The sequence below is a fragment of the Pseudomonas sp. BN414 genome (genome assembly GCF_029871275.1).
Classification (GTDB): domain Bacteria; phylum Pseudomonadota; class Gammaproteobacteria; order Pseudomonadales; family Pseudomonadaceae; genus Metapseudomonas; species Metapseudomonas resinovorans_C.
In genome coordinates this window covers 23,821-38,010 of record NZ_SSOL01000066.1, presented here as the reverse complement: position 1 = coordinate 38,010, position 14,190 = coordinate 23,821, and the positions used below count along the sequence as shown (strand labels likewise).

15 protein-coding genes are annotated in these 14,190 nt (G+C 62.6%); 4 read left to right on the top strand and 11 right to left on the bottom strand.

The features are described from left to right. Positions 1-5: 5 nt before the first annotated feature. The 9 genes from era to rpoE form a co-directional block, all read right to left on the bottom strand. The gene (gene era / locus E8E95_RS14575) at positions 6-908 is read right to left on the bottom strand and encodes a GTPase Era (RefSeq protein ID WP_179060976.1); all 903 of its coding nucleotides are present in this window, start codon (positions 906-908) and stop codon (positions 6-8) included. Further along, complete coding sequence (rnc, locus tag E8E95_RS14570) at positions 901-1,590, bottom strand: ribonuclease III (protein ID WP_077527417.1); 690 nt, start codon at positions 1,588-1,590, stop codon at positions 901-903. Before rnc ends, era begins: the two co-directional genes overlap by 8 nt. Then, a complete protein-coding gene (locus E8E95_RS14565; protein ID WP_280351258.1) occupies positions 1,587-1,964 on the bottom strand; it encodes a DUF4845 domain-containing protein in 378 nt (125 codons plus the stop codon). Before E8E95_RS14565 ends, rnc begins: the two co-directional genes overlap by 4 nt. A gap of 114 nt (positions 1,965-2,078) precedes the next feature. Continuing rightward, the gene (lepB, locus tag E8E95_RS14560; protein WP_280351256.1) at positions 2,079-2,933 is read right to left on the bottom strand and encodes a signal peptidase I; all 855 of its coding nucleotides are present in this window, start codon (positions 2,931-2,933) and stop codon (positions 2,079-2,081) included. Between the two features lie 5 nt (positions 2,934-2,938). After that, the gene (gene lepA, locus E8E95_RS14555) at positions 2,939-4,738 is read right to left on the bottom strand and encodes a translation elongation factor 4 (RefSeq protein WP_280351254.1); all 1,800 of its coding nucleotides are present in this window, start codon (positions 4,736-4,738) and stop codon (positions 2,939-2,941) included. Positions 4,739-4,890: 152 nt separating this feature from the next. Then, entirely contained in the window at positions 4,891-6,315 is a 1,425-nt protein-coding gene (locus E8E95_RS14550; protein ID WP_280351252.1) for a DegQ family serine endoprotease, read from the bottom strand. 192 nt (positions 6,316-6,507) lie between these two features. After that, on the bottom strand, positions 6,508-7,458 hold the full coding sequence (locus tag E8E95_RS14545; RefSeq protein WP_280351250.1) for a MucB/RseB C-terminal domain-containing protein: 951 nt from the start codon (positions 7,456-7,458) through the stop codon (positions 6,508-6,510). 8 nt (positions 7,459-7,466) lie between these two features. After that, the gene (locus E8E95_RS14540) at positions 7,467-8,063 is read right to left on the bottom strand and encodes an RseA family anti-sigma factor (protein ID WP_280351248.1); all 597 of its coding nucleotides are present in this window, start codon (positions 8,061-8,063) and stop codon (positions 7,467-7,469) included. Positions 8,064-8,094: 31 nt separating this feature from the next. Continuing rightward, positions 8,095-8,676, bottom strand: coding sequence for an RNA polymerase sigma factor RpoE (gene rpoE / locus E8E95_RS14535; RefSeq protein WP_077527424.1), 582 nt, complete (start codon positions 8,674-8,676; stop codon positions 8,095-8,097). A gap of 381 nt (positions 8,677-9,057) precedes the next feature. On the opposite strand from rpoE, the gene nadB reads away from it, so the two are divergent. Further along, positions 9,058-10,674: an L-aspartate oxidase gene (nadB, locus tag E8E95_RS14530; protein ID WP_280351245.1), complete on the top strand. Its 1,617-nt coding sequence runs from the start codon at positions 9,058-9,060 to the stop codon at positions 10,672-10,674. Here nadB and E8E95_RS14525 read toward each other — a convergent pair. Beyond that, on the bottom strand, positions 10,643-11,095 hold the full coding sequence (locus E8E95_RS14525; protein WP_280351243.1) for a protein YgfX: 453 nt from the start codon (positions 11,093-11,095) through the stop codon (positions 10,643-10,645). The genes nadB and E8E95_RS14525 overlap by 32 nt on opposite strands. Further along, positions 11,079-11,333, bottom strand: a complete 255-nt coding sequence (locus E8E95_RS14520; RefSeq protein WP_077527427.1) for a succinate dehydrogenase assembly factor 2 — start codon at positions 11,331-11,333, stop codon at positions 11,079-11,081. The genes E8E95_RS14525 and E8E95_RS14520 overlap by 17 nt, the downstream gene beginning before the upstream one ends. Before the next feature lie 119 nt (positions 11,334-11,452). On the opposite strand from E8E95_RS14520, the gene E8E95_RS14515 reads away from it, so the two are divergent. The 3 genes from E8E95_RS14515 (at position 11,453) to E8E95_RS14505 (ending at position 14,075) form a co-directional block, all read left to right on the top strand. Then, positions 11,453-12,394, top strand: a complete 942-nt coding sequence (locus E8E95_RS14515) for a folate-binding protein YgfZ (protein WP_280351241.1) — start codon at positions 11,453-11,455, stop codon at positions 12,392-12,394. Positions 12,395-12,416: 22 nt separating this feature from the next. After that, positions 12,417-13,253 carry an HDOD domain-containing protein gene (locus E8E95_RS14510; RefSeq protein WP_179060985.1) on the top strand — a complete coding sequence of 279 codons (837 nt, stop codon included), beginning with the start codon at positions 12,417-12,419 and terminating at the stop codon, positions 13,251-13,253. A gap of 66 nt (positions 13,254-13,319) precedes the next feature. Continuing rightward, positions 13,320-14,075 carry a transporter substrate-binding domain-containing protein gene (locus tag E8E95_RS14505; protein WP_280351238.1) on the top strand — a complete coding sequence of 252 codons (756 nt, stop codon included), beginning with the start codon at positions 13,320-13,322 and terminating at the stop codon, positions 14,073-14,075. The last annotated feature ends 115 nt before the right edge of the window (positions 14,076-14,190 follow it).

Below are 14,190 nucleotides of genomic sequence, written 5' to 3'. Positions count from 1 at the left end.
GAGGCTCAGAGGTCGTTGTAGCCCAGGGAACGCAGGGCACGCTCGTCGTCGGACCAGCCGCCCTTCACTTTCACCCAGAGGTTGAGCATGACCTTGGAGTCGAACATGGTTTCCATGTCCTTGCGGGCGTCCTGGCCGATGCGTTTGATGCGCTCGCCACCGTCGCCGATGATGATCTTCTTCTGACCATCGCGCTCAACCAGGATCAGGGCGTGGATGTGCAGCACATGGCCTTCCTGCTTGAACTCTTCGATTTCCACGGTGATCTGGTAGGGCAGCTCGGCACCCAGCTGGCGCATGATCTTCTCGCGGACGAGCTCAGCGGCAAGGAAGCGGCTGCTGCGATCGGTGATCTGGTCTTCCGGGAAGAAGTGATCCCCTTCCGGCAGACGCTCGGCAACCAGGCGCTCCAGGGTATCCAGATTATGGCCTTGCAGAGCGGAGATCGGCACCAGCTCGGCGTTCGGCAGCTGTTCCTGGAGCCAGGACAAGTGCGGGATCAGGTCGCCCTTCTCGTCCATGCGGTCGGTCTTGTTCACCGCGAGCAGAACCGGGCCCTGCACATACTGCACACGCTCCAGCACCAGCTGGTCCTCTTCGGTCCAGCGGTCACGGTCAACGACGAAGACAACCACGTCCACGTCCTTCAACGCCGCCGAGGCGCTGCGGTTCATGTAGCGGTTCAGTGCCTTGTCGCTCTTCTTGTGCAGGCCTGGGGTGTCGACGTAGATCGCCTGGACGTTGCCCTCGGTCTTGATCCCCAGCATGTTGTGGCGGGTGGTCTGCGGCTTGCGCGAGGTGATCGCCAGCTTCTGTCCGAGGATGTGGTTGAGCAGCGTGGACTTGCCCACATTGGGGCGGCCGACGATGGCGACATAGCCGCAGCGGGGGGTATCGATATCAGTCATTGCCATTCTCCACACCAAGGGCGACCAGGGCGGCGGCCGCGGCCACCTGTTCAGCGATACGGCGGCTGGCGCCCTGGCCCTGGGTCTTGTCATTCAGCAGGGTGACCTGGCACTCGACGAAAAAGGTTCGGCAGTGCGGTTCACCCTGGATATCCACCACTTCATAGCGTGGCAGTTCGCAGGCCCGCGATTGCAGGAATTCCTGCAGACGGGTCTTGGGATCCTTGTTGGTATCCACCAGGGTCAGGCCTTCCAGTTCATTGGTCAGCCAGGCGAGGACGCGCTCGCGCGCGGCCTCCATGCCGGAATCCAGGTAGATGGCGCCGATCAGCGCTTCCAGTGCATCGGCGAGAATCGACTCACGGCGGAAACCGCCGCTCTTCAGCTCGCCCGACCCCAGGCGCAGGTACTCGCCCAGTTCGAAGCCACGAGCCAGTAGCGCCAGGGTCTCACCCTTCACCAACCGTGCGCGCAAGCGCGACAACTGGCCCTCGCGGGCCTGCGGGAAGCGTTCGAACAACGCCTCGCCGGCGACGAAATTGAGGATGGCATCGCCGAGGAATTCGAGGCGCTCGTTGTTGCGCCCCGCAAAACTGCGGTGGGTCAGGGCCAGAGTCATCAGACTCTGGTCCTTGAAGGTATAGCCGAGCTTACGCTCGAGACGACTGAGGGATACGCTCACTGGGCTCGCACACGGAATTCTTTGTCGAAGCGCACCACCAGATCGAGGTTCTCGACCAGGGGTTCGCGTTTTTCATACTGCAGGTGCGCCTGGAACTCGTTGTTTTCCAGGGTCACCTTCAATGCCTTGTCCAGGTCCAGGTCACGGATGCCGTTGACCTGCATGCCCTTGGATACATGGCTGTAGAAGTCGGGAATCGTCCTGATTTCCAGGGCTTTCTCGGTTTCCACCGAAGTGATTATCTTCTCAAGGGAGAAGAAATCCAGGTAATGCGGGATGACCTTGAAGGCGGTGCTGGCCAGGAAAGCCACTAAGGCCAGGACCAGCAGCCAGCCCATAACCGACATACCCTTCTGCTTACGCGCGAACGTCATGATCGACCTCAATGTCTGTTTTTATTGGAGGCCGGTTGGCCCGCAAGCAAGACTATATAGCGACTGCGGCGCTGTCATGAACAACGCCGCAAAACCGCGATGACGAGGGGCCTGTCAGTGAATCAGGCCTACTCGGGAGAAGTTTGGCAGGTTGCGCATCTTCGGATCTGGCCAGCTCATCCACACGGCGAAGGCCTTGCCGACGATATTCCGGTCGGGAACCATGCCGAGCAGGTCCTTCGGAATGCGGGGGTCGTTCCAGTAACGGCTGTCGTTGGAGTTGTCCCGGTTGTCGCCCATCATGAAGTAATGCCCCTGGGGTACCACCCACTCGCGACCCGGCTCCATGCGGTAGCGCTTCATTTCCTTGCGGATCAGGTGCTCGGCCTCGCCCAGTTTCTCTTCATAGAGATTGGCGCTTCCCAGAGTGCCCGGTTCTTCACCCAGCAGCTTCTCGGCGACCGGCTGACCGTTGATGGTCAGGTGCTTGTCGCTGCTGTAGGCAATGCGATCGCCCGGCAGGCCAATCACACGCTTGATGTAGTTGATGTTCGGGTCGCTGGGATAGCGGAACACCATGACATCGCCGCGCTGCGGGTCACCCACTTCGATCACCTTGTTATCCAGCACCGGCAGGCGGATGCCATAGGCGAACTTGTTGACCAGGATGAAATCGCCCACTTCCAGCGTCGGCTTCATCGAGCCGGACGGGATCTGGAACGGTTCGACCAGGAAGGAGCGCAGCACCAGCACGATGGCCAGTACCGGGAAGAACGACTTCCCGTACTCCACCAGCAGCGGTTCCTTGTTCAGCCTGTCGACGACGTCCGGATCGGGCTCGGTGACCTGCCCTTCGTAAGCGGCAATCGCAGAGCGCCGGCGCGGCGCCAGCAGAACGAGGTCGACAAGAGCGAGGACGCCGCAAACTGCCACGGCGATAACCAACAACAGCGGGAAATTGATCGACATAGACCCTAGCTATCCACTTTGAGCACAGCGAGGAAGGCTTCCTGCGGGATTTCCACGCTGCCGACCTGCTTCATCCGTTTCTTACCGGCCTTCTGCTTCTCCAGCAGCTTTTTCTTACGGCTGACGTCGCCGCCGTAGCACTTGGCCAGAACGTTCTTCCTGAGCGCTTTTACGGTAGTACGCGCAACGATCTGTCCACCGATCGCCGCCTGGATCGCCACGTCGAACATCTGACGCGGGATCAATTCCTTCATCTTCTCGGTCAACGCACGACCTTTGTAGTGGGCCTGGTCGCGGTGCACGATGAGTGCCAGTGCATCGACTTTCTCGCCGTTGATCAGCACGTCCAGCCTCACCAGATTAGCCGGTTCGAAGCGATCGAAGCTGTAATCCAGCGACGCATATCCACGACTTACCGACTTCAGGCGATCGAAGAAGTCGAGCACCACCTCGTTCATCGGCAGGTCGTAGCAGACCTGGACCTGCGAGCTGAGGAACTGCATGTCGCGCTGGACGCCGCGTTTCTCGATGCACAGGGTGATGACGTTGCCGAGGTGTTCCTGGGGAACCAGGATGTTGGCGCGAACGATCGGCTCGCGCATTTCGGCGATGGAGGCGAGGTCGGGCAGCTTGGACGGGTTGTCGACGTAAATCGTTTCGCCGTTCTTCTGCACGATCTCGAAGACCACGGTCGGCGCGGTGGTGATCAGGTCCAGGTCGTATTCGCGCTCCAGGCGCTCCTGGATGATCTCCATATGCAGCATGCCGAGGAAGCCGATACGGAAACCGAAGCCCAGGGCCTCGGAGCTTTCCGGTTCGTACTGCAGGGCCGCGTCGTTCAGGGTCAGCTTCTGCAGGGCTTCACGGAAGTCCTCGAAATCGTCGGAGCTGACCGGGAACAGGCCGGCGTAAACCTGCGGCTTGATCCGCTGGAAGCCTGGCAGCACGTCTACGTCAGGGGTGTTGGACAGGGTCAGGGTATCGCCTACCGGCGCGCCCAGGATGTCCTTGATGCCGGCGATGATGAAACCTACTTCGCCAGCCTTCAGATCCGGCATCTCGGTGTGTTTCGGGGTGAATACGCCCACGCTGTCCACCTGGTGGAGCTTGCCGGTGGACTTCACCAGGATCTTATCGCCCTTCTTCACGCGACCATGTTTGACGCGCACCAGAGAGACCACGCCCAGGTAGTTGTCGAACCAGGAGTCGATGATCAGGGCTTGCAGCGGTGCGTCGACCTCGCCTTCCGGCGCCGGGATCACTTCCACCAGGCGTTCCAGCACCTCGATCACGCCCATGCCGCTCTTGGCGCTGCAAGGGACGGCGTCGGTAGCGTCGATGCCGATGATGTGTTCGATTTCTTCCTTCACCCGCTCCGGCTCGGCCTGGGGCAGGTCCATCTTGTTCAGCACGGGCATGACTTCCAGGCCCTGCTCGATGGCGGTGTAGCAGTTGGCCACGGACTGGGCTTCAACGCCCTGGCCGGCGTCCACCACCAGCAGCGCGCCCTCGCAGGCTGCCAGGGAACGGCTGACTTCGTAGGTGAAGTCCACGTGGCCGGGGGTGTCGATGAAGTTCAGCTGGTAGGTCTTACCACTCTGAGCCTTGTAGTGCAGGGTGACGCTGTGGGCCTTGATGGTGATGCCGCGCTCGCGTTCCAGGTCCATGGAGTCCAGTACCTGGGCCTCCATCTCGCGATCGGACAGGCCGCCGCACATCTGGATGAAGCGGTCAGCCAGGGTCGACTTGCCATGGTCGATGTGGGCGATGATGGAGAAATTGCGGATATGACTCAGGTCACTCACAGGTCAACACTCAAAAGAAGCCGCAAGCAGGTTGCTCGCCGAAAAATAGCGGGGGAGTTTACCTGATCGGCGACCTGCCCGTCACGCCCATGCGGCGGAAGGCAGGAACGAAAAAGGGCGGCCAATGGCCGCCCTTTCGTACCGCAACCGCTTTACTCGGCCAGCTTGAAGGTAATGAAGCTGGCGCGGCCCTGACGCAGGACACGCATGGACACCGAACGGTTTTTCGGCAGGTCCTTGGCGACCTGGGTGAACGCTTTGGCAGACGTGATGGCCTGGTTGTTCAGGTGAGTGATCACATCGCCCGGACGCAGCCCCATCATGGCAGCCGGACCATCCTGGACTTCCTTGATGACCACGCCACCCTGAATGTCCAGGGACTTTTTCTGCTCGTCGGTCAGCTCGACCACGCTCACACCCAGGCGATTGCTGCTGCGTTCGACGCCATCACCGGTCGCGGCGGCCATTTCGTCGCCGTCTTCCGGAAGCGCACCGATGGCCATGTCGAGGGTCTTGCGGCTACCGCCACGCACCACTTCGAGCTGGATCTTGCTGCCGGGCTTGAGATTGCCCACGAGGTGCGGCAGATCAGCGGAAACCACGATCGGCTGGCCATTCATGCTCAGGATGACGTCACCGACCTGCAGGCCGCCCTTGGCTGCCGGACCACCTTCCTGGACCTGGGCCACCAGCGCACCGGCCGGCTTGTCCAGACCGAAGGATTCGGCCAGGTCCTTGTTCACTTCCTGGATCACGACTCCCAGCCAGCCGCGGCTGACCTTGCCTTCGGACTTGAGCTGATCGGCTACGCTCATGGCGACGTCGATCGGGATGGCGAAGGACAGGCCCATGAAGCCGCCGGAGCGCGTGAAGATCTGCGAGTTGATGCCGACCACTTCACCGTCCAGGTTGAACAGCGGGCCACCGGAGTTGCCCGGGTTGATGGCCACGTCGGTCTGGATGAACGGCACATAGTTCTCGTTCGGCAGGCTGCGACCCTTGGCGCTGACGATGCCGGCGGTCACCGAATGGTCGAAACCGAAGGGCGAACCGATGGCCAGCACCCAGCTTCCCACCTTGAGCTCGTCGGACTTGCCGATCTTCACGATCGGCAGATCCTTGCCTTCGACCTTCAGCAGTGCCACGTCGGTACGCGGATCGGCGCCGATGAGCTTGGCTTCCAGCTCACTACGGTCGGACAGGCGCACGATGATCTCATCGGCATCGGCCACCACATGGTTGTTGGTCAGGACATAACCGTCCTTGGAAATGATGAAACCGGAACCAAGGGACTGTGCTTCGCGCTGGCGGCCGCCCTGGGGATTGCGCGGCACTTGCGGCATGTTGCGCTCGAAGAACTCGCGCAGCATGGGCGGCAGGCCTTCCAGGTCAGGCATCACCGGGGCACCAGCGGTACCACGCTGGGGCAGCTTCTGCCGGGTACTGATGTTGACAACTGCCGGGGACGCCTCTTCAACCAGAGGCGTGAAGTCCGGCAGTTCGGCACGGGCCACGAGGGTTTGACCGAGTAGCAGCAGGGCTGCCACGGCGGTCATACAGGATTTGAGGTTAAGCATCGACATACAGCTCCCGTCGCATAACGAGTGGTATGAACTCACCGGGCCGCCCGGCCCTGCGAGCAAAACAGAAAAACAAAAGCAAAACGGGCCGGGAGCATCAGCCCCAGGCCCGGTGGAACATCGTGAAAAAGACAAGGCGGGAGCCTGGGCTCCCGCGCTGCAATTCGGATGCAGATCCTGTAGCAGGGATCATTGTGTCGCAGTGGCCTCCGCTGCCCGCATGGACAGGGCGACGCGTTCGGCCGTTCCCAGCGGGATCTCGCCGACCACCGTCACCATCACGTCGCCATCTGGCGTACTGACCCGCTTGGACACCATCACGGTCGGCCCCAGCTGGCTGCGCGCATCTTCGACGACAGCGCCATGCAGCGGCTCGAGGAATACCGAGAAGCGCGCCAGTCCGTCGCTGTAGAGCAGGCTGGACACCGCATCGGATGACACTGGGCTACGACGCTCCTGGGCACTGGACAGGCTGAAGCCCGGAGGCAGCCATTCGGATCGCCAGTGGACAGGTTTGTCGCCTTGCGCCTCGGTGAGCCGAACGGCCTTGCAAGTGGAGCTGGGCTGCAGATCGGAATCGGCCGGGGTTCCGGCAGTATCGAGGCGGGTGAACTGGAAGCGTTCGAGGAGCTGCCCCTTGTCACCGAGCAACAGCGACTTGAGGGGCAGGCCGGTATCGCGATCCAGATGCAGCTCGAAGCCGTAGCGGTGCTGGTCACGCGGGGTCAGGGTCAGCACCGTTGCCGGTCGCCCGGCTACTCGCGACTCGCCGGCCAGGCGCAGGTCGTACCACTCGGAGAGCTGCTTGGTATCGAGCGCCCGGGCAGGCCAGACCTGGCCATCGGACAATTGATCGGATAGGGAACCACCCACGCACTGGGTGCGGCCATTGACCCGCACCACTTCCTGCGCCGGCCCATCGAGCTGTAACAAACGCTCGCGCACTTCCCCACCCTGCTGGACCTGATGCCAGACTTCGTGAGTGGAGAAACTCCCATTTCGTTCGTAGACGAACGTTCCCTGGAAACTCTGGCGCAGCTCCGCGTCAGCGAGTCGCTGCAGCCAGTCCTGAGCGTCGGCGGCCAGGACTGGTTGAGCCAACCAGCCGCCAAGCAAGATGATTACCGGTAGTGCGCGCATGTTCCTCCTCAGCGGCTCTCCAGACTGGCAGCGCGGGCGTATGGCAGAGCACTGTCGCTACCGCTCATGGCCGCCTGCTGCGCATGTTGCCGCAGGTAAGCCGGCAAGCGCTTCTCATGCCAACCGGACGACGACTGGGTCGCGCCGATGGGCTGCTGCACTTGCTGGGCTTCCTCACTATAGCCAGCCAGCACGGCACCCTGCTGGGCCTGCGGCATGACCATGGCGGGTTGGCCAGCTTGCTGCTGAGCCAGTTGCTGGGTGCCGGCGGCTTCGTCCTGGTTGTACAGGCGAACACCCGCCAGCACAGCCACGGTGACCGATGCGGCCACAGCCAGGCGACCCAGGCTGCGCCAAGGGCCCTGCACGGCCTTGACTACCGGCGGTGCGGCTTCCTCGGCCAGTGCGGCCGAAACAGCAGCGGCGATGTCCAGGCGCGGCTCCAGCAGCTCCTTGTGCATCACGGCACGGGCGATCTGGTAACGCGACCAGGTTGCCCGCAACTCTTGATCTTCGCTGGCGGCGAGAACTCGACGCAGCTCCAGTTCGTCCGCCTCGTTATCCATCACCGCGGACAGCGATTCCTGCATAGCTTCACGACTCATGGCGGTTCCCCTCTTGGCTGTCGCCGCTGTCTCAGGTTCCATGCAACAGAGGTTGCAAGGCTTTATCGATGGCTTCCCGCGCCCTGAAGATGCGGGATCGCACAGTACCGACCGGACACTGCATAACGCTCGCAATGTCTTCGTAACTCAGACCGTCGAACTCGCGCAGGGTCAACGCCGTGCGCAAATCTTCCGGCAGTTGCTGGATGCTCCGGTGCACTGTGGCCTCGATCTCGTCACGCAGCAGGGCTCGCTCCGGTGACTCGATATCCTTGAGGGCGTGGTCGCCGTCATAAAACTCGGCGTCCTCAGCACTTACATCACTATCTGGCGGGCGTCTGCCACGCGCCACCAGATGGTTCTTCGCCGTATTGATGGCGATACGGTACAGCCACGTATAAAACGCACTGTCGCCGCGGAAGTTTCCGAGCGCACGGTAAGCCTTGATAAAGGCTTCCTGGGCTACGTCCTGGGCTTCCTGGGCGTCGTGCACGAAACGCACGATCAATCCGAGAATTTTGTGCTGGTACTTCAACACCAGCAGATCGAAAGCCCGCTTGTCGCCTCGCTGCACCCGTTCGACCAGCTGCTGATCCTCTTCCTGGGTTAGCATGAACACTCCTCGTCGTTCTCGAAGGGGTGTTGCGCCAGCCAGTGGATCGGCTTGCCAAAATAGACTCGGGCGTTGCGCAAAAGTTCTCCCCTCCAAGCAAGCTTCCCGCAGATTGTTTTTTCATCTGCACGGAATTGCGCAGCAGGGCTCGCGGCCATGCTGCGCCGAATATAAGTCGCTTGATCTACAGGCATCCGGGCTGCACATTTCATGTGCATTCGTTGCGTGAATGTAAGCAAGCACCGTCTCTTCAAAATGGTGACCCTGAATGGAACCCGAACGACTAAAAAAGTTCCCTCGCGCCATGCATGGTCATAAGCGCGCTATTGTGCCGCCCGCCCCACCTATATACTAGCCGCCGCTTTTTTCGCGGGAACCGACATGAGCCAACATTTCCAGCATGACGTACTGGTCATCGGCAGCGGCGCCGCCGGCCTGACCCTGGCCCTTACCCTGCCCTCGCACCTGAACATCGTGGTCCTGAGCAAGGCCGATCTCAGCAATGGTTCGACCTATTGGGCCCAAGGCGGGGTCGCCGCCGTGCTGGACGATACCGACACCGTCGATTCCCACGTCGAGGACACCCTCGTCGCCGGTGCCGGCCTGTGTCGCGAAGATGCCGTGCGCTTCACGGTAGAACACAGCCGTGCGGCCATCCAATGGCTGATCGACCAGGGCGTGCCGTTCACCCGTGACGACGAAAGCGCCCGCGAAGACGGCGGTTTCGAATTCCACCTCACCCGCGAAGGCGGCCACAGCCATCGGCGCATCATCCATGCCGCCGATGCTACCGGTGCCGCCATCTTCAACACCCTGCTGGAACAGGCCAAGAAACGCCCCAACATCCAGCTGCTGGAACAACGGGTGGCCGTCGACCTGATCACCGAGCGCAAGCTTGGGCGCGAGGGCCAGCGCTGCCTGGGTGCCTATGTACTGAATCGCAACAATGGCGAAGTGGACACCTTCCACGCCCGCTTCACGGTGCTCGCCTGCGGTGGTGCCGCCAAGGTCTACCTCTACACGAGCAACCCTGACGGTGCCTGCGGCGACGGTATCGCCATGGCCTGGCGCGCAGGGTGTCGGGTCGGCAACCTCGAGTTCAACCAGTTCCACCCCACCTGCCTCTACCACCCGCAGGCCAAGAGCTTCCTGATCACCGAAGCGGTCCGTGGCGAAGGCGGGCTGCTGAAGCTGCCCAATGGCGAGCGCTTCATGCAGCGCTTCCACCCTCGCGCCGAACTGGCCCCCCGCGATGTCGTGGCTCGGGCCATCGACCATGAAATGAAGCGCCTGGGCGTGGACTGCGTCTACCTGGACATCAGCCACAAACCCGCCGAGTTCGTGAAGAGCCACTTCCCCACCGTCTACGAGCGCTGCCTGGACTTCGGCATCGATATCACCCGCGAGCCCATCCCGGTGGTTCCCGCGGCGCACTACACCTGCGGCGGCGTGGTGGTGGACAAGCACGGGCGCACCGACATTCCGGGCCTCTACGCCATTGGCGAGACCAGCTTCACCGGCCTGCACGGCGCCAACCGCATGGCCAGCAACTCCCTGCTGGAATGCTTCGTCTATGGCCGCTCGGCGGCGGAAGACATGCTCGGCCAGCTGGACAAGGTGCGCATGCCCACGCACCTGCCGACCTGGGACGCCAGCCAGGTGACCGACTCGGACGAGGACGTGATCATCGCCCACAACTGGGACGAGCTACGGCGCTTCATGTGGGACTACGTGGGTATCGTGCGCACCAGCAAGCGCCTGCAGCGCGCCCAGCACCGTGTGCGCCTGCTGCTCAGTGAAATCGATGAGTTCTACAGCAACTACAAGGTCAGCCGCGACCTGATCGAATTGCGCAACCTCGCGCAGGTGGCAGAACTGATCATCCGCTCGGCCATGCAGCGGCACGAGAGCCGCGGCCTGCACTACACGCTGGATTACCCGGACCTGCTTCCGGAGGCCAAGGACACTATCCTGGCTCCGCCCACCTTCGGCGACTGAAGCCCAGCCTCACCCGCAACCGGCGATGCTGCTCCTGATCGAGGGCATCCGCCGGAATGCACAGCCCGCCACTCCAGTACGCTCCCGGAACCCGAAAGCGCAGGATCACCGCCAGCGGCAGCGCCATGCTGTCAGGGCGCAAGCGGACCGGCGTCCAGCCATCCAGCGCGCGCCACAGCTGCCAGCCGTCGTCATTCAGGCGCAATCCGGTAAAGGCCTTGGGGGATGTCAGGAGAATCTGCCTGGGCAGGCACCAGGCGGCGTGCACCGAGCAGGCAAGATAGCCGGCAAGCCGCGCCCAGAGAGGAATGTCGGCGAACGACAGGGCCAGAACGGCCAGGAAAGACAGGATCAGGTAGAGCGCCATCAGGCGCCGCGACGGGCGCCAGTGGCATTCGAAGGCGTTACTTGGGCTGGACACGGTCCAGGATCATGCGAACCATGCGGCGCAAGTCCGCATCTTCCGGTTCGCCGCGCTGCATGAACCAGCCGAACATGTCCTGGTCTTCGCACTCCAGCAGCTTGCGGAAGCGGGCCTGGTCTTCAGCGTCGAGACTGGGATAGACCTCCTTCACGAAGGGGACGAGCAGCACGTCCAGTTCAAGCATGCCGCGACGGCTGTGCCAGAAGAGTCGGTTCAGTTCAATTGAGTCGGCCATCACAGCGCCTCCAGGAATGAGGCGCGCATTATAACCACAGCCGCCGTCCCGGGCACCCGCTGACAAGCCACCAGCGGGACTCTATGATGGCGCCCCAGACCTTTTTCCAGCGATCCGTAATGGCCGACTCAGCTTTCTTCTGTCCGCTCACCCATGAAGGCCTGCTCGCCGTGCGCGGCGTGGATGCCGCGAAATTCCTCCAGGGCCAGGTGACCTGCAACCTCAATTACCTGGACCAGGCCACCAGCAGCCTGGGTGCCCGCTGCACGCCCAAGGGCCGGATGACTTCCAGCTTCCGCATCCTCATCGAGGGCGAAGGCCTACTCCTGGCCATGGCCAGCGACCTGGTCGAAACGCAGCTGGCCGACCTGAAGAAATATGCCGTCTTCTCCAAATCCACCCTGACCGACGAAAGCACCGCCTGGGCGCGCTTCGGCCTCAACCAGGGCGATGGTGCGCTGCTTGCCCTGGGGCTGGACCTGCCACACACCGTCGACAGCGTCGCCCGTGACGGCAAGCTGATCGCCGTGCGTCTGGCCAACGGCCATGCCGAACTCTGGGTTCCCCAGGCAGAGGCCGGCACCGTGGAAGCCCGCCTGGCCGCCCAATTGCCGCAAGCTCCCCTGGATGCCTGGCTGCTGGCGCAGGTACGCGCTGGCGTGGGCCAGGTGTTCGGCGCCACTCGCGAGATGTTCATCCCGCAGATGATCAATCTCCAGGCCCTGGGCGGCGTCAGCTTCAAGAAAGGTTGCTACACCGGCCAGGAAATCGTTGCCCGCATGCAGTACCTGGGCAAACTCAAGCGTCGCCTCTACCGCCTGGCCCTGGCCGCCGGCGAGCTGCCCCTGCCGGGTGCCGAGCTGTTCTCCCCGGTCCACCAGAGTTCCGTAGGTGAAGTGGTGCTGGCAGCACCAGCAACGAACGGTTGCGAGCTGCTCGCCGTGCTTCAGGAGGACGCCGTGAAGGATGGCCGCATCCACCTCGGTGCTGCCGATGGCCCGGCCCTGAGCCTGCTCGACCTGCCCTATACCCTGGACGCCGACCGCGAAATCCAACGCTAGCCCGCCCCTGACGAGAATCTCAATGAGCAAGCTTGCCGATAAAGTCCTACAAGACCTCATCAAAGCGATCGAATGCGATGAACTGGTGCTGCCGACCCTGCCGGAAGTGGCGCTGAAGGTGCGCGAAACCGCCGAAGACCCGAACGCTAGCATCCAGGACCTGACCAAGGTAATCGGCAATGACGCCGCGCTGACCGCCCGCATCATCAAGGTGGTGAACAGTCCGCTGTTGCGCACCAACAAGGAAATCACCGACCTGCAGATGGCCATCAGCCGTCTCGGCATCAACTACACCAGCAACCTCGCCACCGGCCTGGCCATGGAGCAGATGTTCCAGGCCACCACCGACGTGGTCGATCGCAAGATGCGCGAAGTCTGGAACAAGAGCACCGAAATCGCCGGCATCTGCCACGTGCTCTGCCGTCACTACACCCGCCTGATGCCTGACCAGGCCACCCTGGCCGGCCTGGTGCACCAGATCGGCGTACTGCCGATCCTCACCTATGCCGAAGAGCACAACGAACTGCTGGCCGACTCCATCAGCCTCAACCACGTGATCGAGCGCATTCACCCGCTCATCGGCGACCGCATCCTGCGTGCCTGGGAATTCCCCGAGCCGATCGCCGCCGTTCCCAACCAGTACCTGGACTTCAGCCGCAACTCGGCCCGCGTCGACTACATCGACATCGTCCAGGTCGCCACCCTGCAGAGCTACCTCGGCAGCGAGCATCCCTACACCCAGCTGGACTGGGCCAAAGTGCCCGCTTTCGCCAAGCTCGGCCTCGACCCGAACGTCGACATGCAGGCGGACGAAGACCTCTCCGCCGCCATGGAAGCGGCCATGGGCATGCTCCAGTAAAGCCTTGCGCGCATTCGTCCATCCGGCGCTAGACTCAGGTTCCCCTACGTCGCTGGATGGAACCGGATGCGCGTATTCCTGCTCGCCTTCTGCCTGCTGTTCCACGGCCTCGCCGCCGGGGAAGAAGTGCGCCTGACCAACGGCGAGTGGGCGCCCTACCTGGGCGCCAGCCTGCCGCACCAGGGCGTGGCGTCGCGCATCGTCGAAGAAGCTTTCGCCCTGGAAGGCATCAAGGTGCATTGGGAGTTCTATCCCTGGGCCCGCTCGATGCACCTGGCCGAACGCGGCGAACGCGCCGGTACCGCCGTCTGGCTGCGCAGCCCGGAGCGGGAGCAACGCTTCTTCGTCAGCGACCCGGTCGTGGAAAGCAGCTACTACCTGTTCCACCGCAAGGATCACCCCCTCGACTGGAAACGCATCCCCGACCTCAAGGGCATACGCCTCGGCGGTGCGATTGGCTATGACTACGGGGCGACCTTCCAGCAGGCCGAGCGCAGCGGCCAGATCCAGGTCAAGCGCCTGAGCGGTGAAGAGCAAGGCCTGCGCATGGTGCTGGCCGGGCGGCTCGATGCATTTCCCATGGACAAGGTGGTCGCCTTCGCGCTGCTCAACGACAAGTTCAGTTCAGCCGAGCGCAAGCAGATGAGTTTTCATCCCCTCCCCCTGCGCAGCGACAGCCTGCACCTGATGCTCTCCCGCGAGGTGCCCGGCAACGCCGAGCTGATCGCCCGTTTCAACCAGGGCCTGGCCCGATTGCGCGAAAGCGGCAAGGTTGCCCAGTACCTGATGGAAGTCCAGCAGCCGCTGAGCCTGGCACCGTAGGTGTGGGGGCGATTTCAATCGCATGCCTTGTAGGAGCTAGCTTGCTAGCGAAAAGGGGGCCATTCGCTGGCAAGCCAGCTCCTACAGGGGCAATGCAGCTGACACAGCAAATAAA

Coding starts and splice junctions, on each gene's coding strand:
- era (WP_179060976.1), bottom strand. CDS start 908: ATGACTGATATCGATACCCCCCGCTGCGGCTATGTCGCCATCGTCGGC.
- E8E95_RS14565 (WP_280351258.1), bottom strand. CDS start 1,964: ATGACGTTCGCGCGTAAGCAGAAGGGTATGTCGGTTATGGGCTGGCTG.
- lepB (WP_280351256.1), bottom strand. CDS start 2,933: ATGTCGATCAATTTCCCGCTGTTGTTGGTTATCGCCGTGGCAGTTTGC.
- E8E95_RS14550 (WP_280351252.1), bottom strand. CDS start 6,315: ATGCTTAACCTCAAATCCTGTATGACCGCCGTGGCAGCCCTGCTGCTA.
- E8E95_RS14545 (WP_280351250.1), bottom strand. CDS start 7,458: ATGCGCGCACTACCGGTAATCATCTTGCTTGGCGGCTGGTTGGCTCAA.
- E8E95_RS14540 (WP_280351248.1), bottom strand. CDS start 8,063: ATGAGTCGTGAAGCTATGCAGGAATCGCTGTCCGCGGTGATGGATAAC.
- rpoE (WP_077527424.1), bottom strand. CDS start 8,676: ATGCTAACCCAGGAAGAGGATCAGCAGCTGGTCGAACGGGTGCAGCGA.
- nadB (WP_280351245.1), top strand. CDS start 9,058: ATGAGCCAACATTTCCAGCATGACGTACTGGTCATCGGCAGCGGCGCC.
- E8E95_RS14520 (WP_077527427.1), bottom strand. CDS start 11,333: ATGGCCGACTCAATTGAACTGAACCGACTCTTCTGGCACAGCCGTCGC.
- E8E95_RS14515 (WP_280351241.1), top strand. CDS start 11,453: ATGGCCGACTCAGCTTTCTTCTGTCCGCTCACCCATGAAGGCCTGCTC.
- E8E95_RS14510 (WP_179060985.1), top strand. CDS start 12,417: ATGAGCAAGCTTGCCGATAAAGTCCTACAAGACCTCATCAAAGCGATC.
- E8E95_RS14505 (WP_280351238.1), top strand. CDS start 13,320: ATGCGCGTATTCCTGCTCGCCTTCTGCCTGCTGTTCCACGGCCTCGCC.